The organism is Collinsella sp. OM06-18AC (genome assembly GCF_003438785.1).
Classification (GTDB): domain Bacteria; phylum Actinomycetota; class Coriobacteriia; order Coriobacteriales; family Coriobacteriaceae; genus Collinsella.
On record NZ_QSTX01000004.1, the window covers coordinates 143566 to 167466 of the forward strand.

A 23901-nucleotide genomic window follows, 5' to 3' on the forward strand; every position below is an offset into this window, starting at 1 on the left:
ATCGGTCGCTTGAAGAAGGAGTGGTCGCGAATAAGTCGCGACATCTACTCGGAATCTTACACGAGTCGACAGGAAATCGTCCCTTTGGACGAAAGCACTCAAGCTGGCGCAAAAGAAAAGCCCCCGTTGCCGGGAGCTTTAATCTCAAATGGTGCGGCGTATAGGATTCCGCGCATCCGCTGCGCGGATCCGCACCGGCTTCGCCCGCCTGCCGGCGCGCTCGCCCGCGGGCTAAAAACGCTCCGCGTTTTCTTTACGCCCGCGCCTCGACCGAGGTTCGAATCAATGCGGTGTTTACGTAAAAGAAAAGCCTCCGTTACCGGAAGCTTTAAAGTTCAGTTGGTGCGGCGTATAGGATTCGAACCTATGACGTTCTGATTCGTAGTCAGACCCTCTATCCAGCTGAGGTAACGCCGCGACTTGTTGATTATTATGCACAGAGACTGAATAATGGTCAAGCATTTTTTCAAAAAAAGTTATCGAATTTGATTTTTAATCATTTGGAGGGCTTGGCGCGATCTTCGACGCATCGCGATATAAGAAAAGCCCCCGTTGCACGGAGGCTTCAAGTTCGATTGGTGCGGCGTATAGGATTCGAACCTATGACGTTCTGATTCGTAGTCAGACCCTCTATCCAGCTGAGGTAACGCCGCAACGCACGGATTATTATGCACGCGAGCCCCCGATGGGTCAAGCGACAATTAGAAAAAATTTTACGGAGTGATAATTAAGTTGTTCGTGCCTCGACCGTGGTTCGAATCCATGCAGTGCCGGCGTAAAAGAAAAGCCCCCGTTGCCGGAGGCTTTCAATTTCAATTGGTGCGGCGTATAGGATTCGAACCTATGACGTTCTGATTCGTAGTCAGACCCTCTATCCAGCTGAGGTAACGCCGCAGCGCAAAACATATAAAACCACTTTAGCTTATTGGAGTCAAGCACAATCTCAAACTTTTTTGTGGAACGCAGTTTTGTCATGCTGCTCCGCATATACCGTCGTTCCCCGTACGATCGATTGGCTTTTCGATCACGTCAAACTTAGCATCAAGTTCCCTCAGGAGCGATCTCACCCGCTGGGCACAATCATAATCGGCAAACGAGATACTCAACATGCGAGCAACCTGGTTAGATGTCCGGACCCCATAGAAATGCTCCAGGGCCACAAGCCCCTCGTGCGCCACAAACGTCTCAACCACATGCGGCGACTCCTCGTAGCACCATTGGGTCAACGGACCCTCGCTCGTCTGTCGAACCACCAGGCCACCCATGCCAGACGGCTCACACGTCACAAGCAGGTACTCCCCGCCCTCGTCGCTCTCAAACAAAACCACCCGATCATCAAACAGCTCCATCGCGTCCCCTTTCTCTCGCTCTTATTTAGCAAAAGCATAGCAGGTAGATGGCTGTATACAGAACAGTTGTTCGTGTGTTTTCTATTGAGCTGTCCGCACAGCATGGTATGGCCGCACACAAAAAGGGCACCCCAAAAAGGAGTGCCCTAGCAAATCGCTTATGCAGCCAATCTACGCGACCGGCTCGATCTTCTCGAGGCCGCCCATGTAGGGACGCAGAACCTCGGGGATCGTGATGGTGCCGTCAGCGTTCTGGTAGTTCTCCAGAATGGCTGCCATGGTACGGCCAGCCGGCAGACCGGAACCGTTGAGGGTGTGCAGATAGCGCGAACCCTTGAAGTTCTCGGGGTCGCGATACTTGATGTTGGCGCGACGGGCCTGGAAGTCACCGCAGTTGGAGCAGGAGCTGATCTCCTTGTAGGCGTTGTAGCTCGGCAGCCAGACCTCGACGTCGTAGGTCTGACGGGCAGAGAAGCCCAGGTCGCCGGTGCACAGGCTAATCACGCGATACGGAAGACCCAGCTGCTGCAGCAGGAACTCGGCCTCGGCGGTCATGCTCTCGAGCTCCTTGTCGGACTCCTCCGGCTTGGCAAACTTGACCATCTCGACCTTGTCGAACTCGTGCTGGCGAATGATGCCGCGGGTATCGCGACCAGCGGAGCCGGCCTCCTCGCGGAAGCAGGGGGTGAAGGCGGTGTAGCGGCGCGGCAGGGTATCGGCGTCGAGGACCTCACCGGCGTGCAGGTTGGTGAGCACGACCTCGGCGGTGGGGATCAGGAAGTTGTCGCCCGAGACGTGATAGGCGTCGTCCTCGAACTTGGGCAGCTGGCCCGTGCCGAACATGGTCTGACGCTTGACGACGATGGGCGGCCACCACTCCTTAAAACCACGGCTGGTGTGCGTATCGAGGAAGAAGTTGATGAGGGCGCGCTCAAGACGGGCGCCGGCGCCACCGAGAACGGTGAAGCGGCTGCCGGAGAGCTTGTTGCCGCGCTCGAAGTCAAGGATGTCGAGGTCGATGCCCAGATCCCAGTGCGGCTTAAAGTCGAAGTCGAACTCGCGCGGGGTGCCCCAACGACGGCGCTCGATGTTCTCGTCCTCGTCCTTGCCGTACGGCGTGGCCTCGCAAGGAATGTTGGGCAGGTGAGCCATGAAGTCGTACTGCTCCTGCTCGAGGGCGGTGCGGCGCTCGGCCAGACCGTCAATCTTCTCGTTGACGGCGCGCACGGCCTCTTTGGCGGCCTCGGCCTCGTCCTTCTTGCCCTCCTTCATCAGGGCGCCGATCTTCTTGGACTCGGCATTGCGCGTGGCTTGAAGTTCCTCGACCTCGGTGATGACGGCACGACGCTCGTCGTCGAGCTCAAAGAACTTCTCGCGATCCCAAGACGTCTGGCGGTTAGCCATGGCGACATCGATGGCATCGGGGTTCTCGCGAACAAACTTGATATCAAGCATTAGATCCTCCGGCGATATACATTCCATTTAGGTTGCAACCTTGTACATGTATGGGCAAGTATATACTTATGAGCGTTTACGACCCAACTCAACTACGCAAGAAGGCACCCAATGGACGCAGTTTTTTCCTTTTTGTTTGGCACCCGCACCGGTTTTGCCATCCTTTTCGCCGGCGGCATCCTGCTGTTTGCGATTATTGCCTTTGTAATGGAGAAGCGCACCCATAAGATGTATGTCGACCGCGGCCCCAAGTCCGAGGACGAAGAAGACAGCTTCTGGGACTAACCTGCCAAAAAGGGACAGGTTTATTTTGGTCGGTTTTATCTGGGCAAACGCAAGTGCCCCGCAACTGGAATTGAGCCAGTTGCGGGGCACTTTTCGCTAAAAGGACAAAACCGCAGGAAAAACCTGCCAACATAAACCTGTCCCTTTTTTGGTCGGTTTTACTGGAGGGTTGCGTCGATTGCCTTGACCAGGGCGCTGCGCATGCCGGCGTCCTCGAGCGCAACGACGCCCTTGATGGTGGCACCACCGGGCGAGCATACGGCATCCTTCATCGCCGCAGGATGCTGGCCAGTTGCAAGCTGCAGCTTTGCCGTACCCAGCACCATCTGGCTCACAATGCGATAAGCATCCGCACGCGGGATACCGTGCTTGACCGCCGCATCGCCCAGGGCCTCGATTGCCATGGCGACAAACGCCGGAGCGCAACCACCCACCGTGCCGCCCACAAACAGCAGGCTTGTGTCGAGCTCGACGACAGCGCCAAGCTTACCGAGCAGGTCGAGCACCACAGCACGCTGCTCGTCGTTAAGCGTCGAAGCCTTCTCGCAAGCGATGACGCCCTCGCCCACCGAAACCGGCGTGTTGGGCACCGTCGAGATATGCGCGACGCCCGGCAGGACCTGCTCCCACTTGGCACTGTCCCAGGTCCAGGCAACCGACAGAACGACCTTTTTGGCAAGAGCATCCTTGAGCGGGGCGAATACCTTCTCGATCATGTACGGCTTGACCGCAGCGACCACGATATCGGATGCGGCGACAACCTCGGCGGCATCGTGGCAAGCGGCCATCCCGCGCGCCTCACAGCGCTCAACCAGTGCGTCGTAGCGACCCGCGCAGGCGCACATGTCGCTCGCAGCTACACCGGCAGCGATCCAGCCATCGGCCATAGCGCTCGCCATATTGCCAAAACCGACAAATCCAATCTTCATATCGCATAGTCCTTTCAGACACATTCCTCAAAGCGAAAGGTATTGTCCCACGCCATTGTTTCGTATTGCCGACCTATTTGTGATACGGCTCGCCACGGCTGATCTTGCAGGCACGGTAAATCTGCTCCAGCAGCACCACACGCGCCAGGTTATGCGGCAAGGTAATGCGTCCAAAGCTGAGCATCTCGTCGGCTCGTGCGCGCACGTCATCACTCACGCCGTCCGAACCGCCGATTACAAAGGCAATGTCGCTGCTGCCTCGCAGCATAAGATCGTCGAGCCTCGCCGAAAACTCCTCGCTCGAGCGCTCCTTGCCCTCGATAGCCAGCAGGATCACATGCGCTCGAGATGGCAAGGCGGCAAGAATCGCCGCCCCCTCCTTGTCGCGCGCGGCATCCACACCGCCCGCCTTGGCCGGGTCGATATCGGCCACCTCGCGCATATCCACCTTGGCATAGGCACCTAGGCGCTTGGTGTACTCAGCGCACGCGTCCTTCCAAAAGCGCTCCTTGAGCTTACCGACGCAAACGACGGTGTATTTCACGCGCGTCTACTCCTTCGAATCGTTTTGAACTTTGCCGGCGGCCAGCATCTGCTCGAACATCGAGGCCGACTGCGAAAAGTCGCTCGGCAGCACGACCGTCGAGGTTTTACCCGTGCGAGCGAACTCCGTCATCATCTCGGACCACTGCGTAAACATGAACAGTTGGTTGGCCTCGTCATTGCCGACACCCGTCTCCTGGATGATCTCGAGCGAATCTTTGATACCCAGCGCGATGGCCTTGCGCTGGTTGGCGATGCCCTCGCCCGCCTTTTCCATAGCCTCGGCCTCGGCGGTCGCCTCGGTGACGCGCTTGATGCGGTCGGCCTCGGCGAGCTCCTGCGCAGCAGCGCGCTTGCGCTGGGCAGCGTTGATGTCGTTCATGGAGTTCTCAACCTCGGTCGGCAGTGCGATTTTGGTGATGAGCGTCGACACGAGGGTGAAGCCGTAGGCGGCCATCTGCTCGGAAACGGTAGCGTTGACATCCTTGGCGATGTCATCCTTCTTGGCAAAGACCTCATCGAGTGTGTAGACGGGGATGGAGGAGCGCAGGGCGTCGGTGATGAAGTCGCGCATCTGGTCGACGGGCTCCTGCAGCATATAGTAGCTCTTGTAGATGCCCGAATCTGCCGGGCCGGCGCCCATGTCATAGCTCACGTGGTACTGAGCGGAGACCTCAAGGCCAATGGTCACGTTGTCCTGGGTCTTAACGTCGATGCCAAAACCATTTTTCATGGTGCGCAGACTCACCGTGGCGGCCTTGCGGTCAATCACGGGCACCTTCACGTGGAAGCCCGCGTTGACGATACGGTTGAACTTACCCAAGCGCTCGATGATCACAGCGTGCTGCTGCTCAACGACGTAGCAGGCGTTGGGGAGCAGCAACAACAGGATGATGATGGGAATCAAAAGGCTGGTAAGGGCGGCGATGATACCGGAAAACAGCATGGTCTCTCCTCTGATAGGCACACGTTGGCATTAGGATACCCGTCCAAGGAGATCGTGCATAACAAAAAAGCTCCCATTGCTGGGAGCTCTTTCAATCCATGGTGCGGGCGAAAGGACGTCCGCGTATCCGCTTCGCGGATCCGCACCGGCATCGGCCGCCTGCCGGCGTCCTCGCCAGCTCGCTAAAAACGCTCCGCGTTTTCTTTACGCTCGCTCCTTCACAGGTTCAAGTCCCTGCGACGGGCCCATAACAAAAAAGCTCCCATTGCTGGGAGCTCTTTCAATCAATGGTGCGGGCGAAAGGACTTGAACCTTCATGGGGTTGCCCCCATACGGACCTGAACCGTACGCGTCTGCCAATTCCGCCACGCCCGCGTGCAGGAATTAGAATAACGGAGCGCCACCGCGAACGCAAGAACTATTTTTGAAAAAGTTTGCAGGCATTTTCCCAAGCGGCATGCGCGATTGTTTCGGCGTCCTCACCAGTGCGATCGACACGGTCGTTAACCAGCGCGTTTGCCGTAATGGAGATCATTGCTGGCTCGCATTCAAGACCGCGAATGGGCTCCGGCGCCATATACGGGCAATCCGTCTCGAACAAAATGCGGTCGAGCGGGGTCGCCGCAAATGCCTCGCGCACGTCGTCGTTGCGCTTAAAGGTGGCCGCACCACCATAGGCGATATAGCAGCCCAGCTCCACAAAGCGCTCCATCGTGGCGCGGTCCTCGCCAAAGCAGTGCAGCACGCAACCGGCCTGAGGCACACCCACCTCGCGCAGCACGTTGTAGGCGTCCACGTGCGAGGTACGCTCCTGGTCCATGTCCTCGTGACGCAGATGCAGCTCCACCGGCACGTTACGACGCACGGCAAGCTCGAGCTGGCGCGCCATGCAGTCAATCTGCACGTTATGGGGTGCCGGCGCGATATCGTCGTCATAGTCCATGTGGTAGTCCAGACCGATTTCGCCAATACCGGCGCACAAAGGGTCATCAAGCGCAGCAACGACCTGTGCGTGAACGTCGTCGGTATAGTCCGGCGCGCCATACGGATGCACGCCGGCAAGATACTTGATCTGCGGGATATCCTGCATCGGCAGAATCTCGCGCGTCAGCCAGTCGCTATAGTCCGTCACGCTGCGCTTATCGGCAATGGGATCGAAGACCGTCACCAACAGGTCGATGCCCGCGGCTTTGGCGCGCACGAGTGTCTCGGGCACTTCTTTGCCCCAAAACGAAAGCAGATGCGCATGCGTGTCAGCAAGCGGTGCCAAGGGCACGGGACAAGCAACCGTCTTCTTTTTCTTGGTAAACGTCACGCGTTCGGCATTAGGCATCATGGATGAGCTCCTGGGCCAGACGGACAAAGTCGGCAACATCAAGCGTCTCGGCGCGCGTGGTGGGTGCGATACCGCAAGCCTCAAAGGCGGCATCGAGCACGTCCTTGGCAAAACCGTTGGCGCTCATGGAATTGCGGATGGTCTTGCGACGCTGAGCAAATGCAGCGTCAATCACGCGGGCCACAAATTCGCGATCGAGTTCTTCGGGCACCACACCGTCAACACGGTCGATACGCACGACGGCCGAGTCCACGTGCGGCGCCGGCATAAAGCAACGCGGCGGCACCTCAAAGCGACCCGTCACCTGCGCATACAGGCCGAGCTTTGCCGCATAGCCGCCATAGGTCTTGTTGCCCGGCACTGCGGCAATGCGATCGGCAACCTCCTTTTGCACCATGACGACAGCGCGCTTAAGCGCGGGCATCGTCTGGAAGAACTGAAGAATGATCGTCGCCGCCACGTTATAGGGCAGATTCGCGACAAATACCGTCGGCTCACCACCGGCGGCCTGCTCAATCTGCTCCGGCGTCACCTTGAGCGCATCGCCCATGATAAAGCGGAAGTTGGCATAGTCGGCGGCGTGGGCATCGAGCACCGGCTCAAGCTCGGGATCGGCCTCAATGGACGTAACGCACGCCGCTTCCTGCAGTAACGCAAGTGTCAACGTTCCACAACCCGGACCCACCTCGAGTACGCGCTCGTCACCTGCAAGCTCGGCAAGCTCGCAGATACGCTCGATCACATGATTGTCGATTAGAAAGTTCTGGCCCAGGCGATGCTTGGTCGCAAGGCCAAACTCCTCCAGCAGCTCCCTGGTGGCCGTGGGGTTTGCCAAAGGCGAAGTTGTCATGGTTGCCTCCTTAGCATGATGGCGGCGTCTTGAAACAAAAGGGCATGGACCGTGGCGGCCATGCCCTTACAGCTAAACAGCAAATTGCCGATATGGCGCTCGCGCGGTCTCTACGCCAGACGCGGGAACAGCGGATCGCCCTTCTCGACGGGCTGACCACCAGCAAGCAGGCCCCAAGTGCAAATGCCCTTGAGGTCGTCGCTCGCGGCCTCGCCCTCACAGGACAGGCGGCGCAGGGCCTCAGCAGAGGTCTGAGGCATGAGCGGCATCAGCAGGTGAGCGGCGATGCGGATGGCCTCGAGCAGGTTGTAAATCACAAATGCCAGCTCGTCAGCCTTGGCCTCGTCCTTGGCAAGCGCCCAGGGCTCGGAGTCCTCGATGTAGTGGTTGGCGGCATGGATGAGCTCCATGACCTCATCCTTGGCTCCGCCGTAATCGAGCATGTCCATCTTGGCCATGTAGCGCTCGACCAAACCGTCGGCAATCTTTGCCAGCGGGTTATCGAACGCGTCGGCAGACGCCGGTTTAGCCGGGGCGCAGCCGTCAAAGTACTTTGCGCTCATGTTGAGCGAGCGCGAAATGAGGTTGCCCCAGCTGTTGGCCAGATCGGCGTTGTAGACCTGCTCCATGCGATCGAAGCTGATGGCGCCGTCGGTGCCGGGGACCACGTCGGTCATAAAGTAATAGCGATAGCCCTCGACGCCCAGCATGTCGATAACGTCCTGCGGAGCGATGGCGTTGCCGCGGCTCTTGGACATCTTCTCGGCCTTACCGGTCTCGGCATTGCGCACGGTCAGGAAGCCGTGGGCAAAGACGTGCTCGGGCAGGGCCTCGCCGATGGCCATGAGCATCGCGGGCCAAATGACGCAGTGGAAGCGGATGATGTCCTTACCCACGATGTGGAACTGCGCGGGCCAGCGATAGGCCAGCTCGGCACGGGCCTCGTCGGTGTCGACACCGTAGCCGACGGCCGTCATATAGTTGAGCAACGCATCGAACCACACGTAGGTCACGTGACCCTCGTCAAACGGGACCTGAATGCCCCAGTCAAAGCTCGTACGGCTCACGGAAAGGTCGTTAAGGCCGCCCTCGACAAAGCTGCGTACCTCGTTCATACGGAACGCAGGCTCGACAAAGTCGGGGTGCTCGTCATAGAGCTTGAGAAGCTTGTCCTGGAAGGCGGAAAGCTTAAAGAAGTAGGACTCCTCCTGCACGCGCTCAAGCGGACGGTGGCAGTCGGGGCACAGGTGCTGGCCAACGCTGCCGTACTCCTCGTCGCCCTTCTGGACCTGCGTATCGGTGAAGTAGGTCTCGTCAGGCACGCAATACCAACCGTCGTAGCTGCCCTTATACAGATAGCCGGACTCCTTCATGCGCTCCCACAGGTACTGCACGGCATGATGCTGGCGCGGCTCGGTGGTGCGGATGAAGTCGTCGTTGGAGATCTCGAGCTTGCTCCAAAGCTCCTTGAAGTGCGGAGCCTGGCTGTCGGTCCACTCCTGCGGCGTCATGCCATGCTTGGCTGCGGCCTCGGCGACCTTCTCGCCATGCTCGTCCATGCCGGTCAGGAACTTGACGTTATAGCCGGCGGAACGGCGATAGCGAGCCTGAACGTCGGCGATGATGGTGGAATAAGCCGTGCCCAGGTGCGGATCGGCGTTGACGTAGTAGATGGGCGTCGTGATAAAGAACGAAGGCTTGCTTTGATCCATGGGGTTTGTCCTCCAGAAAAACGTTGCATACAGAGGATGATTCTAGCGCAAGGGCTGGATATCCTCCATCTATTGCATATCGAGCACTATGGCATAGACATCGCGCTTGCGGCGCGAATACTTCTGAGACAGGCGCTTGGCCACCGCAGACGCGGGCTCCCCCTCCTCGAGCGCGGCGCGGATATCCTCGCGCAGGGCCTCGTCGGGATCCGCTGCCGCGGCGCCAACCGGCACGATACCGGCCTCCTCATCCTCGCTCGGCGGCGCGATGACCAGCGCAATCTCGCCCCTTACCTCGCCGCGAGCACGCAGCTCCTCGGCAAGCTGGTCAGCGGGCCCGCGCAAGACCTCCTCGTGCAGCTTGGTGAGCTCGCGGCAGACGGCAACCTCACGCTGGGGAAAGACCTCCGCCACGGCCTCGAGCGTCGCCACGATGCGATGTGGAGACTCGTAGAAGATGAGTGCGCCGGGCACCACGGCAAGGCGCTGCAAACGGCGCACACGGTCGCCGTGCTTTCGGCCCAAAAAGCCCTCGAAGAAAAAATGCTCGCAGGGAATGCCGGACGAAACAAGCGCCGTGACGCAAGCAGAGGGCCCAGGAATAACTTCGACGGGCACATCGGCCTCACGCGCCGCCTCGATCAGCGCCTGGCCGGGATCGGACACGCTCGGCATGCCGGCGTCCGAGGCAAAGGCGAGGGTCTCCCCCGCCAGCAGACGGTCGACCAGGCCGGCAGCGCGGCTAGCGATCACATTCTCGTCGCAACGGACAAGCGGCTTGGAAATGCCCAGGTGCATCAGCAGCTTTGACGTCACACGCGTGTCTTCGCAGCAGATGACATCGGCAGCGGCAAAGGCCTCGCCAACGCGCGGGGACAGGTCACCCAGGTTGCCGATGGGCGTGCCGACCACATAGAGTTTGCCCGTATGGGCGCTGTTTTGCGTCATATCAACCTATTCAATCATGCCGCGCTCGAGCGTACCGAGCGCCGCGCGGGCGTCCCATGCTGCAATGCGCTTCTCGGTCTTCCACGTTTGGAAGAACCAACCGGCAGCCGGCGCAAACGAAGCCAGCTGGTTGGCGATAAACACGCGCTCGTAGGCATTGCGGCCCTCGGGCGTAACCGACGAGTTGGCAAAGATCGCCGCGCCCGACCATTCGCCCACCAGCACGGGGAACCCAGTCGAAATCGCTTCTTTAAGCTCGCGCTTGTTACGCGAAATCGCCGTCGTCAGCCCGCGAGGGCTCGTGATGTCGAGCGCATACTCGTCGCGGTAATGGTACAGGTGAAGGTCCATGTAGACGTTCTTGTACTTGGCGCCGCGCATAAAATGCTTCCACTCGCTGGGATGCCCCGACGACGAGAAGACGACGATCTTATCCTCGGGCATATACGAACGGACGAGCTCGTAGGCATCGCGATAGAAATTGCGCAGGTAGTGAGCAGGAATGCCATCCGTCATGGTGAAGAGGCTCTTGCGAACGCTCATCTGCGGCGTGTCCAGCAGCTCAATGCCCAGCAGGCTCTCGGCCTCGCCATAGCGATCGGCCAAGCGCTCGAGCACGTCGAGTGCGACATGACGGCCGTTGGTGGACGAATGCCACTCGGCAACAGCCTCCGGCGTGGTGGGCGAATCGTTGGAATCGCCCTGGCCACCGGGCACGGTTGCCAGATCGAGCAGCACGCGGATGTCGTACTTGGCAGCCCACTCAATTGCGCGGTCGATGTAATCGACAACCGATATGTAGGAGGCATCGGACTCCTGTGAGCCAAAGGCATACCAGGGCACCGGCAGACGCACGGCATTGAGACCGATCTGCGCCATGCGGCGAAAATCGTCCTCGCTCACAAACGTCTCGTAATGGCGGCGCATGCGCTCGTTATAGGCGGCGGTACCCATGGCCTCCTGTAGCTCAGCCGCGTTGGATGCACCGGTCGCCGCGTACAGCGACGGGGTCACCCAAGGCTCGGGAATAAACCAGCCAGAGAGATTAACGCCGAGTATCCTCTCCATCACTGCCCCCTTCGGATCATGCAGGTCGAACCCGCATCGTATTGCGTAGGATAAGTATCGTTTTGAGTATACCCGCGTGTGCGGACAGGCGACCGAACGGTCTGCAAAGTGACGCGAAAGTGGGAGGAATGTCTGGGAGCAGACGGACTCGGAATGGTGCGACGAGGTGTGTACGCGCGCCGGAGGCAGGCACCGGAAAGTGTGTCCCGTTCTGAGCCCTTATTCTGGGACGCAGTTTCCGCAGAACCCTACATAAAAGAAAAGGACCCCTTTGCAGAGGTCCTAGTCAATTCAAGGTGGCGGGGAAGGGAATCGCGTCCGCGCGCTGCGCGGACGGACCGCTGCGGCGCTTACGCGCCTTGCGAGCTGCGCTGGCAAACGCTTACGCGTTTACTCAGCTCCGCGCCCTCACGGGGTTCGATTCCGTGCGAGGGCTACATAAAAGAAAAGGACCCCTTTGCAGAGGTCCTAGTCAATTCAAGGTGGCGGGGAAGGGAATCGAACCCCTGACACGAGGATTTTCAGTCCTCTGCTCTACCAACTGAGCTACCCAGCCATTTGAGGTGTGCCTTGTTTCAAGGCTTGATTAGTATAACCAAGGACGCGTTCCGGTCAACCGAGAATTTCAAAAAAGTTTTTGAGCACAGCCTCGGTTCTTTAAATCGGCACGTCAGAGGCATCAGCCGGCAGCAAGAAGTTTTTCGCTCAGAGCCGCACGGGCAAACTCACTTGGCGTCATCCCCTCGGCAGCCGCCCGTCGACGAATGGCCTCCTTCATTCCCAGAGGAATCTTGACCGACAGCGTTGCCGTCCCCTCACCTGAGAGTGGGGGCCGTCCATGCACGATCCCACCAACGGTGTGTTCGCCATCCGGAAACTCTCCGCGCTCGTACGACTCGCACCACGCGTCAATCATTTCATCCGTTACAACCTGACCATTAGCGGCCGTATACGTCTTGCCCATCATCGACCCCTTTGCCGAGCCTGTTCAATCTCCTGCCAAAATTTCTTCTGGACTGGAGACAAGGCATGAATGATAAGCCACCCACGGACAAGCTCGACCGCGACAAGCTCCACGCTTCGTCCGTCTGGGAGCCATCCAATCGCAAGCCATCTCGGCGGCTCGTCCTTCGACTCGCGACGAATGCACTCAGTAACCGCAAGCCAAGCGCTTAGCACCTGCTTTTCTGTCAGGTGCTTTTTAGCGTTGGGATGGATCTCAACATCCATGCATCTTCTCCTCCATCTTACCCAATTTCGTATGACGAAAGTCCGCTGTCGCCAATTCTTAAGCCGGCACGCGTTGGAGAGCAGGGGTCGAAACAATGATTGAAGAGCGCTCTAGTGCGGCCCAGGCGCCGGGGCAGGAGCACATACGCCAGGGACATACGTTTTCGTAGCGCGCGAGGATATTGCCGTCGCGATCGATGAAGGCGATGTCGATGGGATAGGCCATAAAACACGTATGGACCGAAGAGCAGCGTGGAAACGCCATGACGAGCGGCAAGCCGTTGGCGGCAACCGGACGCCGTCCCAGCATGCCGCGCAGGCGCACGACAAACGACTCCGCCACCGCAAACTCGGCCGGCGTCCAACCCAGCCTGTTGAGTGCCCGCGCGTAGGCGATGTAGGACGAGACCGCGGTCACATGACCACCCCCGGACGCCATGGATCGACCGTCACCGCGCGCTCGTGCGACAACGTTGTCGGCGCCCCCAGCGGAACGCCAGCGATGCTGAGAGAAGTCGGCCACGGCTCATAGTGCATGGTGCAGGTGTAGGTCCTAAACGTACCGGATAGGGAGAGCAGACCACCATCCGATGCCTCCGCGCCTTGCTCGCTCGACACTTCGATCTGCAAGTCATAGCCTTCCATGGCATTCAGAATTTGAGTCTGGACCGTCGCCGAGGCATCGACAGAGCTTTCGTCGCCCTCCCCCTCCGACGCCACGGCGTGCGCCAACACGATGTCGGGCACCACGCGGTCGAAGCGCGCGACAGCACTGGCAAAGATCATGACGTTGTACACGATGAGTGCCAGCACCAGCAAAACGGGCGTAACCACTGCCATCTCCACCGTCGCTTGGGCGTGCTCCTCGCGCAGACGCATGCGGATACTCATTACGACCCACCGCCCAGAGCGCCAACCAGCGTGGCGACATCGACGGTGAGCGGGATGGAGCCGCCGCCGGGCAGAGGAATCTCCGCAAGCGTGAACACCGTACCGCTAATGGTGCGTTCGACTTGATATTCCAACGCCTCGCAAAGCGCCTTGGGATCGGTCACGCCCAACGGAATACTTCGCAGTTTGTCTTGCGCTTGAGAGAGGCCAGCAATGTCAGACCCCGGGCTCTTAATGACGTTGGCGGAATCAGTCAGCACCGGCTTTCGCAGGCGCAAGTCGCACGGTTCCAAACCCAGCGCCGCCACGGACGCCGAAACGGTATCGCCGAGCCACGATGCAATGGAGCCCAACGCGCCGCTGCCCCCTCCTAGGCCTTTAATCATCTCGTCCATAAGTTCGTCGGCCGAACCTTGGATGTCTCCGTATCCCACAAGCAGCCGTCCCCAGACATCCATGACGCCGTCGAGCACGCCGGCAACGCCGCCCGAGCGTTCCTTCAATGTCGAGAAAAATCGCGAAAGCACGTTGTTTTGCGCCGTCGCCCCATCGGGCGCCAGCACCGCGGCAGAGATGGCACCGCGATCGCCAAGTCTGACTGCCGTGTTAAACGAAGAGTTGAGTTCATCGGAGCTCGAGATGGCACCCGAAACCGCAAAGGCAACCACGCCGTTGCGACCGGGCGGAGCGATACGCGGGCGCTCACCGGAAAGTTCTTTGATGGCGGTATCGAACGCATTGCCCGCACGGTCGGCTTCGTCCTCGGTCTGACGCTCGAGCTCGAGCTCCTTGTTGCGACAGTCGACGTAGTCCTCCAGGGCGTCTTTAAACTTGTCAAAGTGATACTCGAAGCCGTTTTCGATAGAGGTTGAAGGCGCCGCAACAGCACCAAGCGACAAAACGCCAAAATGGCATTTGCTGCATTTATCCTGTCCATCGTAATCGGCAACCGAAGCAAATCCGCTCGGCGTCCCTTTCTTATAGTTAGGGCAGGTCGTCCCGTAATGCAGATACGCCTTGTCATCGTTCACGCTAGTCGGCCACACCGCATCGGTATAGAGTTCCGTCGCCCGAACCTCATCAGAGTTGCGCGGCAGCAGCGGAATATAGGAGGAAACCCTGTCTCCGTTCTCGGTTATATATGCCCGATCGACCTCCGCGTTCGCATAGGTATAAAACGCCTTACGCGCCGCAGACTCTGCCTTCATCTCGACACTCGAGCCCTGGGGCTTCTCATTTGTCAGACGCCAATGGTAGTAGTCCTTCGCGCGATCAAGGGCAACTTGAGGCTCCCACGTAACGCTCGATGAGTAATGCGGATTTTGAACACCGGAGAGATCCGTTAGGCTTTTCGCGCGCTCCCACATGCAAGAACAGCTGCCGACCGAGCCCTTGTCAGACCCACCACAATCCGCCAGCCAAGCACGCTCTTTAGCCTTCGCCGTGTCCTCAGAAGCCTTCCGCAGCTCCTCGGCCGCACGCTCTAAATCATCTGATGTGTCTTTAATGGTATCGGTCGAGATCTCTGACCCTTTGATCGCAGCGAAGTCCGACTCGGATGTCCTGGGCACGGCAAGCGCCGTACCGGTATAGGTCACACTATCGGTATCCTGCGCCGACACCGCCTGCGTGGCACGCGCGGCGATCAGATACGGCAGAGCCGTCTCGATTTTCTGTAAGCCTTCCGATGCGCTTTTGGCAAACTTGTTGCGCGTTTTAATGATCTCGATCCCGGTGTCGACCATATTGCCGGCAACCGGCTCGGCACCCGGGATGAGGATGGCGACCAGGCCCGTCCCGATCGTGGCAAACCCCGCCAGCCCCAGACTCAAGATACTCGCATCAACCACCGTGGCAGCCGTGTGATAGGACGACACCACGTTGGCACCCGCCAGCGCGCCGCTATCAGCCGCCACCTGGGTGTCCCCGGCACGCGACATGCTCCATATCGCCGCGGTCGACGAAAACAACAATGTGAGCACCACTAGGATGACCACGGCAGAAGAAAGCGTGGTATAGGCACCGTCTTCGATAAACAGATCGACACCGGCTCGACCCATAAAGCCACCTCGCTTGCAATGGCAACTCGGACGGCGCGTCAAAACGCGTCTAGACCAGAAACGCTTAATCCCATGTAGCAATCCACGAATCATAATCTCCCTCCAGCCATTCGGGACGCGATTGATACGAGACATCGACCTTGAGCTCAACGTAGCCGCCCTCGGCGGTACCACCCATAGCCTGCGCAAACGCACCGATCACGGGCAACGGCTTGACCTCGCCGGAAACGGACACGGACGAGACGCCACCCGCACCGGCCCGGCCAAGCTCGATATCCCACGACAGCGGCCCGCCGGCATGAAAAATCGAAACGTTGGGCACTGCGGCAAGCCGGCGGCGGGTGAACTCCTTAAGATCGTCGTCCTCCGCCGTCGTCGTGGTCATGAGCCGCGCGGTCTCGGCGGCGGCAGACTCCATGACCGCGCGCGTATAGAGCAGGCACACCGGTTGCAGTGCGAGAAGGATGAGCGTCAGAAACGTCGGCAGCAAAAAAGCGGCCTCGACCGTAGACTGCGCCCGGTCCTCGCGCGCGATATCAATACAGCGCGATGTCCTTAGCACCCGCAGCAGCGTCGACAACCGATGTCGAGGTGACGCCGTGAGACGCCGCCCGCTCGACCAGCGCCGCCAAGCGCCCATCGGTGCCAGCACGCCAAAGTCCCGCAATCGCCAGCACGATCGATAACAGCGCCACCGTGACGATGGCGTATTCCACAGTCGCTTGGGCAACCTCCTCACGCAGAACGCCATGCATTTCACGACCCCTCCTTTGAGCTTATTGTTTGCGGGACCAGGCGCACGGCGCGCAGACGACACGAAGCATCGCCAGTATCCGCAGCAACCGTCACCATATCGACCCAGCCGCGTCCGTCACGCACGATGGCGCCCCACACGTTTCCCTTGATGTCGAGATAGCCGCTCAGAGCAAGTTGCGCCGTGGGTACCTCGCGATAGGAACGCAGCATATCCGCCGCCGCTTCGGTCATCGGTCGGTCCTCGGACCATGCAAGCCGGACCACAATCGCGTTGCCCCCAGGCGAATCCGTCGCAGTGCCAGACCGCTTGTCGAGCGTCCGCAGAAAGGTTTGCGCCGTGACAGCGACATCCGAATCGTCCGCATCTCGCATCTCATCTTTTTGAGACGCCACCGCCGAATCTGAGCCCAAATCGGAGGCGGTCCCAGGACGCTGCTGCCGCGCGGCGTTAAGCCCCCAAAGCACCGCCGCTATCGCCACGGTCAGGCAAGCAAACACCAGCAGCACCCCGACGGGGCGCTCGCCCTCTACAGGCTGTTGATGCCCTCGCTGATAGCGTTCCATAGATCTTGGACCTTGCCCTTAAATGCGACGATGGCGATAATCGCGATCACCACGAGCACGCCGACCAAGATGGCATACTCGGTGGTACCCTGCGCACTCTCCTCCTGCAATAGTTCCTTGGCGCGCTGACGAACATGTGCCGCCCGGCAAAACGCCCAGCCCTGCACCTTGCCAGCAGTGTCAGTCATCGTGTTCATGTATTCCTCCCTACATCATCCCGCCTGCTCCCAGCAGCGGGCCCAATATGGACAGAAGCAACGCCGGCAAGATGAGCGTGCCGGTGGGAATCAGCAGCTTGACGGGCGCACGCTCGATCTCGCGCTCGACCGCGGCGCGATGAGCCGCACGGATCTCGCGACTTTGAGCGGCCAGCGTCTCGGCAAGTGGGGCACCCAGGGCGAGCGCCTGCCCCACCGTGATGGCAAAGGTCTCGAGCGCTCGCACGTCCAGGTCGCGCGCGGCGGCCAACAACTCGTCCTCACGCGTGCCCACGCCCACCTGCCACGCCATGCAGGCGCGCTCAAGGCGAAGAGCCAGCACTGACCGGCGGTTGGCGCAGAAAATCTCAAGCGCCGCATCAAACGAAAGACCGGCCGAAAGACCCAAGCGCACAACATCGATCATCTCGGACACTTCGCCGAGCGACACTCGCGCCGGGCCGCCCGCTCCAACCGCGCCCTTCACTCGCGCGGTCAGAGCATCGACCACCGAGCGACCCGCGGCAGCGACCAGCACCGCCTCGCGCTTGCAGGCCCCTGCGATCTTGCGTGCATCCGCCCGATCCAAACCCGTCGCGACAAATACACTCAGGGCGCACAGGCAAGCCGCAACTGCAACCGGGGCGCTCATAGCTCCACCCGCATAATGCGCCGGATAACCACCAGGGCAACGGCGTTGAGGGCAAGACCCAGCACCACAGCGCCCGCGCCGGCAGGCGTCGCAAGACCGCGACGAAAATCTGCCGAAAGCAGCGCCAACACCGCGCACATGCCCGCCGGCATCGCCGCGACCATATGCGCAGACATGCGAGCCTGCGACGTCTTAACATCCAGGCGGCGCTTGAGCTCAATGCGCTCCCCCACCATGCTCGACGCCTCGGACAGTAAGTCGGCAAGCGGAGCGCCGGTGCGCTGAGACACCTTAAGCGCCAAGGTCACAAGCGAAAGACCGGGGGCGTCGATACGCACGAGCAAGTCATCGAGCGCGTCGGTCGCCGAGATGCCGCAATCGATCGCCGCCGCCACCCGCAAAAACTCGGTATGCACTGGCTCTTGCGCATGAGCGCCCACAAAGCGCATGCCCTGGGCCAGCGAATGTCCCGAGGCAAGCGACATGGAAAGTGCGGTAAACGCCTCGGGCATTGCCTCTTCTGCATCGTGTTGCTCGCGCCGGCTCTCAAAGCCATCCCGAGCGGCACCAACGGCAAACGGAGCAACAAGTCCCAAGGCAAATCCGAGGGGCGATAACGACACCATCGTTAGTAAAACGCAGCAGACACCGCTCGATAGCAGCAGAAACGCCAAACGTCCCGAAGCATCTTCGATCACGAGGCCAAGGCGATGCGCCGGAGCCAGCGATGCCCACGAACGGGCGATCTTTTTCAGCAGATCGTTTTCCACCAGCTCACGCGGCAGCTTCTCTGCCACCGTTTCGAGCGCCTGACGTGCCAGCTCCGCCGGCGGTACCTGCGGCACACGAGGTTCCGCCCCGCACGCCGTCGCGACAGAAAGCCCTGCCAAGCCCCCTACGACGAGGGGCACAGCGATCTCCATTCGTCCACCTCCTCTTGTGTGAGCGTCCCCGACCGCAGGCCTTCTGCGATAAACGGCGGCTCGCGGTCAAGCGTCCAGGTGCGCTCGGCGGCATCGAACGTCACATAGCGCTCGAGCTCTACGCCGCCCGATGCGGCGCGTCGCACCCCCGAATACGAGGAGACGAAGCGCCTGCCATCGGCGTGGCGCTCGGACATCACGATACCGTCGAGTGCCATGGCAATCTGCTCCTCGATGAGCTCGCTCGGCAGATCGATGCCATAACGTGCAAGCAACGTCAGACGCACCACGGTCTCCTGTTCTGAACCCGCATGAAGCGTGGTGAGCGACCCGTCGTGGCCCGTGTTCATGGCCTGCAACATGTCGCAGCACTCGGCACCGCGCACCTCGCCCACCACGATGCGGTCGGGGCGCATGCGCAGGGCATTAGTCACCAGGTCGCGGATCGTCACCGCGCCCTCGCCTTCAATTGAAGCCTCGCGCGCCTCTAGGCGCACCACGTGCGGATGATGCGCAAACTTGAGCTCGGCAGAGTCCTCGATCGTCACGATGCGCTCGCCGGTGGAAATCTCACATGACAACGCGTTGAGCAGGGTGGTCTTACCAGATCCCGTGCCTCCCGCAACCGCCAGGTCCTGTCGCAGCGACACCGCACACGACAGCAGCTGCGCATACCAAAGCGGCAGCGATCCCAACCCCACGAGCTCGTCCAGCGAGCAGATACGGTCCGAGAACTTTCGGATGGTGAGAATCGGTCCGTCAATCGCCACAGGCGGAATCACCGCGTTGACGCGATAGCCCGTTTTGAGGCGGGCGTTGACGATGGGGCTGCGCTCGTCGATACGGCGGCCAAGTGGCGAGATAATGCGGTCGATAAGCACACGGATCTGCTCATCATCCTCAAACGCATGCTCGATGGGGTACAAGACGCCGCCGCGTTCAAAGAAAGCCGAGCGGCAGCCGTTGATCATGATCTCGGTAACGGTGTCGTCCTCGATGAGCGGCTGCAACGGCCCCAAGCCCACCACGTCATCCAAAATCTCGTCGATGATGGTTTCGCGCTCGGGCGTCGCGAGATCGGTCGGCTCCTCAACATTGAGCGCCGCCTCCACCGCAGGACGCAATTCCGAGCGGGCAAGTGCCGGGTCGATATAGGCGCTGATACGCGCCACTTCGTCGTAACCCATGCGGTCCATCACGGCGCGCTTGGTGCGTCGTTTCACCGCGCGGCGACGCCCCGCATCTACAGGCGCTGCCGCCGCTGCAGCGCCGGCAGCCTTAATCCTCGTTTGCAGGCTCATCGCTGATCACCCTCGCGCAACCAGGGAAGGCGGATACGCGGGCGTTCGGTACGCGTTGCACGGTCGGCGACCATATCGCTCCAAGGGCCGACGGCGCACCCCAGTTCCACGAGCATCTCGCGCGTGGCCTCGCGCACGCTAGTCGCAAAAGCGCTGGTCTGCCCCACTGCCTCGTCAGCGCGCCCAAACGCCATGAGCGCGGCGAGATCCTGCCCGCCATCGGCGATACGAATCTTGGAGCTTAACGCACAGGCAATCTCAAAGCGCATGGCGACGTCCTCGTCTGCCCCGCGCGCACCGAACCGGTTGAACACGGCGCTCATGCGCGTGCGCGGCACACCTACTCGACCTGCCAGTTCAATGACGCGCGATGCCGATGCCGCGGACGACACCGCCGCATCGCCAACGACCAGGCAACGGTCGCTCGCCGCCACCGCAGCCGCCACGGCATCGCCCCAAAAGACCGAGGTATCGATAAAGACCACGTCGGATTCGCGACGCAGAACATCAAGCAGTAGCTCCACCGGACGTGCCATGAGCTCGGCTTGCTCGGGCGCCGCGACGGGACCCCAGAGCGTAACGCCCGGCGCCACGCGCATCGAAGCGGCTACGATATCCGGCTCGGTGAGCATGCCCGCCGCCGACGGCTCGATAAGTGCCGCCATATCGCGCGGAGCATCGACGCCTAACAAGTCGTAAAGGTTTCCAAACATCAGGTCCAGGTCGAGCACGGCGGCACGCAAGCCCAACAGCGACGATGTGTGTGCCATGGTGGCAACGATCGTCGACTTGCCGCAACCGCCCGAACCCGAAATAGCGCAGATGACTGGAGCTCGATGCGGCGGAGCGGTAGCGTCTGCCGGCGGCATCGGAGGCGGCGGGGCGGGCGTCGGTGACAGCGTCCCCGTCTCCCCCGCCGCAACCACGTGCTGCGTCCAAGCCGGCATGGCTGCTTGTTCGGTCTGCGAGGCAGGCTCGTTCTGCGCAATCTGCTCATGCTGCATCAGCGACAACTCGCCGCACCCGGCAAGGCCCTCAACTTCGTCGAGTTCATCCGCCAGATTCACGCCGTGCACGTATCCCATATCTACTGCCGGGGAGTCGCCAGCATGCTGCGCCGGCCCTCCAGCGTCATCGTATACAAGGGGGTTCCGGGGGCGCCGACCATGCTCGGCTTCCGCTTTTCCATAATCATCAACACGCGGGCCTCTTGTAGCGCGAGGCGCCCCGGGTTCCCTATCAACAAAAGCATCGGGCTCAATCGTCATGCGCCGATCGGAATCAACCGCTCCCTCGCCCGCGCGCCCGTTGCCGCATATACTGTGTGCAGCGATGACCTCGGTCGCCCCCGCGCGAAACAGCCCCTCGATATCCGACGGATCGAGCGCTTCTATCAACACGACCACGCGACTCACGCGGCCTTCGGCCGTCAGGCGCGCAACAGTCTTGCGCACATCTTCGGTATCAAACAGAGACGCCGCGATGATGGCAGCCCCGCGGCGCGACGGAAACGCCCGCGCCATGGAAACCAGCCCGTCCAGGTCACCCACGCGAAGCACCTGTGCACCCGCATCACGGCCCTCGACTTCCCGCTGCAACAGCCCGTAATCGCCGCACGCGCAGCACGCAAGCCAGATCGCCTTCATCACTCGTCGCCTCCGCTCTTTTTGCCGCGCGCCGTGGCGGGAATCGTCAAGCTGACCGTTCCCTTGCCCGAGGCTCCCAGCAGTTCCTTGACGTCTTCGGGGTCAGCCGCCAGCGTCACCCATTCGATCTTGCCCTCGCGCGTGGCACCGGAATCCTCACTGGTATCGATCACGTACGCGCCGCACAGCCGATCGGTTACGCCGTCTTTTTGCACATACACATCCACGTAGCTGCCCACGCCCGTAGCACCGCCGACCGAGTGCTCGGCATCGACCGCCACCGAAACGGCGACCTTGCCCTTAGGCACCTCGAGCTTGCGGCTCTCGGCCTTGGTGTAGACATTGCAGATCACGGCGTTTTTGGGAATACGCGAAGTCGTCACGTCGCCGCGCACCTGGCGCAGCTCGGTCGCCGCGTCACGCGGCAGCAGGCTCGTCAGCCATTCCTGGGTTATGACATTGGTCTCATCGAGGGTCTCGCCCACATCGATATCGCGCGCCGCGACGCATACCTCGACGCGATCGCCACCGTACTTGGCCAAGGTCTCAGCCTGGACCTGTTCGACTTGTGAGCGGATCGATGAGCCGTAAACCATGCAGAGCAGAGCAGCGAGCACGCCCGCGACCAGACTGATGGCGATGCGCTTGCTCTTGTTCACGGCCGCTCCTCTCATGGCAGTGCCGGGCGAATGCCCGTACCACCATTGTCTGGGCGGTCAGAGTGCAAAGCGGCGCAATCGCAATCTTGGTTTTCGATGTCAAACCAATCGCTGACCAAAAGCTGACCAGCCCGTCAAGCTCGTGGCAAGGTTTTGGTCAGCACGTCAGCAAACTGCATGTTTCGAGGCTTTTCCGCAGCAAAAAGCCGTCTCCCGAACAGTTGGGAAACGGCTGTCATAGGAAAAATCAATTACAGATGGACATCGGGATCGAGCATTTGAGCACTCACGCGCATGGATAACGCCAGGTTTTGGAACGTTTCCAGACGCAGGCTATCGATCTGCCCGGCGTCCTCGGCCTCGCGAACGGCGCAACCCGGCTCATGGGTATGCGTGCAATCGCCAAACCGGCACGCGCGCGATGCCTCGACAATCTCGGGAAACGCGCGTGCCAAGCCCCGCTCATGCCCCACGAGCGGCAAACTGCGCAGGCCCGGCGCGTCGGCAATAACGCCGGCTTCGCCCGGCAGCGCCACCATCACGCGCGCGACCGTGGTGTGGCGACCCTGGTCATCGCGCTCACGCACGCCGCCGGTAGCCAACGTATCGTGGCCCAACAGCGCGTTGAGCAGCGTCGACTTGCCAGCACCCGATTCGCCCAAGATCATGGCGCAGCTCCCGGCGGGCACGCAGGCGCGTACCTCATCCAAACCACGGCCCTCGGCAGAAGATGTCACGATTACGCGCACGTCCGGACCCACCAGGCGGCGCACACGGTCCAGATCGCGCTCGAGCTCCTCAGCATCGCAACGGTCAGCTTTGGTGAGTACCACCACCGGTTCGGCATCGCAGTCGAGCGCCAACACCAGCGAGCGCGCCACGCGGTCGAGCAGCACCTCGCCGGCACCGAGCGCCTGCACGATTAGCACGCTATCCACGTTGGAGCAGAGCACCTGGCGCTCTCCGCGGGCACGGCCGCGCCAACGCTCAAAGCTCGTACGGCGCGGCAGCACGCACTCAATCACGCCCATATCGTGCCCGGGAGCGCGGCGCACCGCCACACGATCGCCCACGGCAGGCAGCAGGACCTCGTCCTCGCCGCGTGACTTGGCAAACCCCACAGCATGCTCGGCACGAAACGTGTCATCGGCAGTCGCCACCAGTGGAAACCCGCGATCCAAGCGCACCACGGCGCCAAGCTGCATCTGCTCGGGCTCCTCGGCCTGGGCACAAAAATCATCGAAGGCAGCCTGCTGAGCCCCATCGACCGGCAGGTCATCGAACGCCGGAACGTCCTGCAGCGCGTCGAGTCCCGGCACGCTTGCCAGCAGCTCCTCAGCAGGTGCGGGAGCCTCGGTCGCGAGCTTCCGACGACGATCGCGCTTAGCCCGCGCCCCCGTCGTCTTTTTCTTCGCCTTAGCCCTAGCCTTGCCCACAAGCGCCTCCCAGCACCAAAAATCAAAACTGAGCAGGTATTTTCCCACAAAAAGAGCCGGTCGAGCAAACGCTCGACCGGCTCACACACTTTCCCCCAGCCTTTATCATCCGCGCGAGGAAAGCCAGCAGAGTCACCGCAGGGCCCGCCCCGGAAGCCCTTTCTC

The 23901-nt window shown here is 60.9% G+C and carries 25 protein-coding genes and 5 tRNA genes; 1 reads left to right on the forward strand and 29 read right to left on the reverse strand.

Annotated features, from left to right (window positions below):
• Positions 1–340: 340 nt before the first annotated feature.
• The 5 genes from DXB86_RS03940 to serS all read right to left on the reverse strand — a co-directional run bounded on the left by DXB86_RS03940 (position 341) and on the right by serS (position 2804).
• A tRNA-Arg gene (locus DXB86_RS03940) sits at positions 341–417 on the reverse strand.
• Positions 418–576: 159 nt separating this feature from the next.
• Positions 577–653 (reverse strand) — tRNA-Arg (locus DXB86_RS03945).
• Between the two features lie 164 nt (positions 654–817).
• Positions 818–894, reverse strand: a tRNA-Arg gene (locus tag DXB86_RS03950).
• Between the two features lie 77 nt (positions 895–971).
• Positions 972–1349 (reverse strand): hypothetical protein, encoded by a 378-nt coding sequence (locus DXB86_RS03955; protein ID WP_117583806.1) that lies wholly within the window; start codon positions 1347–1349, stop codon positions 972–974.
• 171 nt (positions 1350–1520) lie between these two features.
• Positions 1521–2804 carry a serine--tRNA ligase gene (gene serS, locus DXB86_RS03960; protein WP_117736219.1) on the reverse strand — a complete coding sequence of 428 codons (1284 nt, stop codon included), beginning with the start codon at positions 2802–2804 and terminating at the stop codon, positions 1521–1523.
• A 111-nt stretch (positions 2805–2915) separates the two neighbouring features.
• On the opposite strand from serS, the gene DXB86_RS10050 reads away from it, so the two are divergent.
• The gene (locus DXB86_RS10050) at positions 2916–3089 is read left to right on the forward strand and encodes a DUF6724 family protein (protein WP_168170424.1); all 174 of its coding nucleotides are present in this window, start codon (positions 2916–2918) and stop codon (positions 3087–3089) included.
• A 158-nt stretch (positions 3090–3247) separates the two neighbouring features.
• Here the strand turns inward: DXB86_RS10050 and proC are convergent, their stop codons facing one another.
• The 24 genes from proC to rsgA form a co-directional block, all read right to left on the reverse strand.
• Complete coding sequence (gene proC / locus DXB86_RS03965) at positions 3248–4018, reverse strand: pyrroline-5-carboxylate reductase (protein WP_117736220.1); 771 nt, start codon at positions 4016–4018, stop codon at positions 3248–3250.
• Between the two features lie 73 nt (positions 4019–4091).
• The gene (gene rlmH / locus DXB86_RS03970; RefSeq protein ID WP_117736221.1) at positions 4092–4562 is read right to left on the reverse strand and encodes a 23S rRNA (pseudouridine(1915)-N(3))-methyltransferase RlmH; all 471 of its coding nucleotides are present in this window, start codon (positions 4560–4562) and stop codon (positions 4092–4094) included.
• A 6-nt stretch (positions 4563–4568) separates the two neighbouring features.
• The gene (locus DXB86_RS03975) at positions 4569–5507 is read right to left on the reverse strand and encodes an SPFH domain-containing protein (RefSeq protein ID WP_055250521.1); all 939 of its coding nucleotides are present in this window, start codon (positions 5505–5507) and stop codon (positions 4569–4571) included.
• A gap of 288 nt (positions 5508–5795) precedes the next feature.
• Positions 5796–5882, reverse strand: a tRNA-Leu gene (locus DXB86_RS03980).
• A 43-nt stretch (positions 5883–5925) separates the two neighbouring features.
• Positions 5926–6843, reverse strand: a complete 918-nt coding sequence (locus DXB86_RS03985) for a TatD family hydrolase (protein ID WP_117736222.1) — start codon at positions 6841–6843, stop codon at positions 5926–5928.
• Positions 6833–7693, reverse strand: coding sequence for a 16S rRNA (adenine(1518)-N(6)/adenine(1519)-N(6))-dimethyltransferase RsmA (gene rsmA / locus DXB86_RS03990; RefSeq protein WP_117736223.1), 861 nt, complete (start codon positions 7691–7693; stop codon positions 6833–6835). Before rsmA ends, DXB86_RS03985 begins: the two co-directional genes overlap by 11 nt.
• A 110-nt stretch (positions 7694–7803) precedes the next feature.
• Entirely contained in the window at positions 7804–9405 is a 1602-nt protein-coding gene (gene metG / locus DXB86_RS03995) for a methionine--tRNA ligase (protein ID WP_117736224.1), read from the reverse strand.
• Positions 9406–9474: 69 nt separating this feature from the next.
• Positions 9475–10353: a 16S rRNA (cytidine(1402)-2'-O)-methyltransferase gene (gene rsmI, locus DXB86_RS04000; RefSeq protein WP_117736225.1), complete on the reverse strand. Its 879-nt coding sequence runs from the start codon at positions 10351–10353 to the stop codon at positions 9475–9477.
• A gap of 6 nt (positions 10354–10359) precedes the next feature.
• Positions 10360–11421, reverse strand: coding sequence for a glycoside hydrolase family 5 protein (locus DXB86_RS04005; RefSeq protein WP_055309641.1), 1062 nt, complete (start codon positions 11419–11421; stop codon positions 10360–10362).
• Between the two features lie 483 nt (positions 11422–11904).
• Positions 11905–11977 (reverse strand) — tRNA-Phe (locus DXB86_RS04010).
• A gap of 123 nt (positions 11978–12100) precedes the next feature.
• The gene (locus tag DXB86_RS04015) at positions 12101–12385 is read right to left on the reverse strand and encodes a ribbon-helix-helix domain-containing protein (protein ID WP_035137167.1); all 285 of its coding nucleotides are present in this window, start codon (positions 12383–12385) and stop codon (positions 12101–12103) included.
• 324 nt (positions 12386–12709) lie between these two features.
• Positions 12710–13069, reverse strand: coding sequence for a DUF192 domain-containing protein (locus tag DXB86_RS04025; RefSeq protein ID WP_233504137.1), 360 nt, complete (start codon positions 13067–13069; stop codon positions 12710–12712).
• Complete coding sequence (locus DXB86_RS04030) at positions 13066–13542, reverse strand: hypothetical protein (protein WP_117736228.1); 477 nt, start codon at positions 13540–13542, stop codon at positions 13066–13068. Before DXB86_RS04030 ends, DXB86_RS04025 begins: the two co-directional genes overlap by 4 nt.
• Positions 13542–15602 (reverse strand): hypothetical protein, encoded by a 2061-nt coding sequence (locus DXB86_RS04035; protein ID WP_117736229.1) that lies wholly within the window; start codon positions 15600–15602, stop codon positions 13542–13544. The genes DXB86_RS04030 and DXB86_RS04035 overlap by 1 nt, the downstream gene beginning before the upstream one ends.
• Before the next feature lie 64 nt (positions 15603–15666).
• The gene (locus tag DXB86_RS04040) at positions 15667–16164 is read right to left on the reverse strand and encodes a TadE/TadG family type IV pilus assembly protein (RefSeq protein ID WP_233504138.1); all 498 of its coding nucleotides are present in this window, start codon (positions 16162–16164) and stop codon (positions 15667–15669) included.
• The gene (locus DXB86_RS09960) at positions 16139–16357 is read right to left on the reverse strand and encodes a hypothetical protein (RefSeq protein ID WP_158555276.1); all 219 of its coding nucleotides are present in this window, start codon (positions 16355–16357) and stop codon (positions 16139–16141) included. Before DXB86_RS09960 ends, DXB86_RS04040 begins: the two co-directional genes overlap by 26 nt.
• Position 16358: 1 nt before the next feature.
• Positions 16359–16922, reverse strand: a complete 564-nt coding sequence (locus tag DXB86_RS09895; protein WP_147326459.1) for a hypothetical protein — start codon at positions 16920–16922, stop codon at positions 16359–16361.
• On the reverse strand, positions 16886–17119 hold the full coding sequence (locus DXB86_RS04050; protein WP_117628991.1) for a hypothetical protein: 234 nt from the start codon (positions 17117–17119) through the stop codon (positions 16886–16888). Before DXB86_RS04050 ends, DXB86_RS09895 begins: the two co-directional genes overlap by 37 nt.
• A 10-nt stretch (positions 17120–17129) precedes the next feature.
• A complete protein-coding gene (locus tag DXB86_RS04055; RefSeq protein ID WP_055250542.1) occupies positions 17130–17771 on the reverse strand; it encodes a type II secretion system F family protein in 642 nt (213 codons plus the stop codon).
• A complete protein-coding gene (locus DXB86_RS04060) occupies positions 17768–18694 on the reverse strand; it encodes a type II secretion system F family protein (protein WP_117736231.1) in 927 nt (308 codons plus the stop codon). Before DXB86_RS04060 ends, DXB86_RS04055 begins: the two co-directional genes overlap by 4 nt.
• A complete protein-coding gene (locus DXB86_RS04065; RefSeq protein WP_006235095.1) occupies positions 18667–19995 on the reverse strand; it encodes a CpaF family protein in 1329 nt (442 codons plus the stop codon). Before DXB86_RS04065 ends, DXB86_RS04060 begins: the two co-directional genes overlap by 28 nt.
• Positions 19992–21641: a P-loop NTPase gene (locus DXB86_RS04070; RefSeq protein WP_117736232.1), complete on the reverse strand. Its 1650-nt coding sequence runs from the start codon at positions 21639–21641 to the stop codon at positions 19992–19994. The genes DXB86_RS04065 and DXB86_RS04070 overlap by 4 nt, the downstream gene beginning before the upstream one ends.
• Complete coding sequence (gene cpaB / locus DXB86_RS04075; protein WP_233504139.1) at positions 21641–22300, reverse strand: Flp pilus assembly protein CpaB; 660 nt, start codon at positions 22298–22300, stop codon at positions 21641–21643. Before cpaB ends, DXB86_RS04070 begins: the two co-directional genes overlap by 1 nt.
• Positions 22301–22551: 251 nt before the next feature.
• Positions 22552–23505, reverse strand: coding sequence for a ribosome small subunit-dependent GTPase A (gene rsgA, locus DXB86_RS04080; protein WP_199410985.1), 954 nt, complete (start codon positions 23503–23505; stop codon positions 22552–22554).
• Between the last annotated feature and the right edge of the window lie 396 nt (positions 23506–23901).

Coding starts and splice junctions, on each gene's coding strand:
- DXB86_RS03975 (WP_055250521.1), bottom strand. CDS start 5,507: ATGCTGTTTTCCGGTATCATCGCCGCCCTTACCAGCCTTTTGATTCCC.
- rsmI (WP_117736225.1), bottom strand. CDS start 10,353: ATGACGCAAAACAGCGCCCATACGGGCAAACTCTATGTGGTCGGCACG.
- DXB86_RS04055 (WP_055250542.1), bottom strand. CDS start 17,771: ATGAGCGCCCCGGTTGCAGTTGCGGCTTGCCTGTGCGCCCTGAGTGTA.
- DXB86_RS09895 (WP_147326459.1), bottom strand. CDS start 16,922: ATGGAACGCTATCAGCGAGGGCATCAACAGCCTGTAGAGGGCGAGCGC.
- metG (WP_117736224.1), bottom strand. CDS start 9,405: ATGGATCAAAGCAAGCCTTCGTTCTTTATCACGACGCCCATCTACTAC.
- DXB86_RS04070 (WP_117736232.1), bottom strand. CDS start 21,641: ATGAAGGCGATCTGGCTTGCGTGCTGCGCGTGCGGCGATTACGGGCTG.
- DXB86_RS10050 (WP_168170424.1), top strand. CDS start 2,916: ATGGACGCAGTTTTTTCCTTTTTGTTTGGCACCCGCACCGGTTTTGCC.
- DXB86_RS04015 (WP_035137167.1), bottom strand. CDS start 12,385: ATGGGCAAGACGTATACGGCCGCTAATGGTCAGGTTGTAACGGATGAA.
- DXB86_RS04035 (WP_117736229.1), bottom strand. CDS start 15,602: ATGGGTCGAGCCGGTGTCGATCTGTTTATCGAAGACGGTGCCTATACC.
- DXB86_RS04005 (WP_055309641.1), bottom strand. CDS start 11,421: ATGGAGAGGATACTCGGCGTTAATCTCTCTGGCTGGTTTATTCCCGAG.
- DXB86_RS04060 (WP_117736231.1), bottom strand. CDS start 18,694: ATGGAGATCGCTGTGCCCCTCGTCGTAGGGGGCTTGGCAGGGCTTTCT.
- rsmA (WP_117736223.1), bottom strand. CDS start 7,693: ATGACAACTTCGCCTTTGGCAAACCCCACGGCCACCAGGGAGCTGCTG.
- DXB86_RS04065 (WP_006235095.1), bottom strand. CDS start 19,995: ATGAGCCTGCAAACGAGGATTAAGGCTGCCGGCGCTGCAGCGGCGGCA.
- DXB86_RS09960 (WP_158555276.1), bottom strand. CDS start 16,357: ATGCATGGCGTTCTGCGTGAGGAGGTTGCCCAAGCGACTGTGGAATAC.
- serS (WP_117736219.1), bottom strand. CDS start 2,804: ATGCTTGATATCAAGTTTGTTCGCGAGAACCCCGATGCCATCGATGTC.
- DXB86_RS04050 (WP_117628991.1), bottom strand. CDS start 17,119: ATGAACACGATGACTGACACTGCTGGCAAGGTGCAGGGCTGGGCGTTT.
- DXB86_RS03955 (WP_117583806.1), bottom strand. CDS start 1,349: ATGGAGCTGTTTGATGATCGGGTGGTTTTGTTTGAGAGCGACGAGGGC.
- DXB86_RS04030 (WP_117736228.1), bottom strand. CDS start 13,542: ATGAGTATCCGCATGCGTCTGCGCGAGGAGCACGCCCAAGCGACGGTG.
- rsgA (WP_199410985.1), bottom strand. CDS start 23,505: ATGCAGCTTGGCGCCGTGGTGCGCTTGGATCGCGGGTTTCCACTGGTG.
- DXB86_RS03985 (WP_117736222.1), bottom strand. CDS start 6,843: ATGATGCCTAATGCCGAACGCGTGACGTTTACCAAGAAAAAGAAGACG.
- proC (WP_117736220.1), bottom strand. CDS start 4,018: ATGAAGATTGGATTTGTCGGTTTTGGCAATATGGCGAGCGCTATGGCC.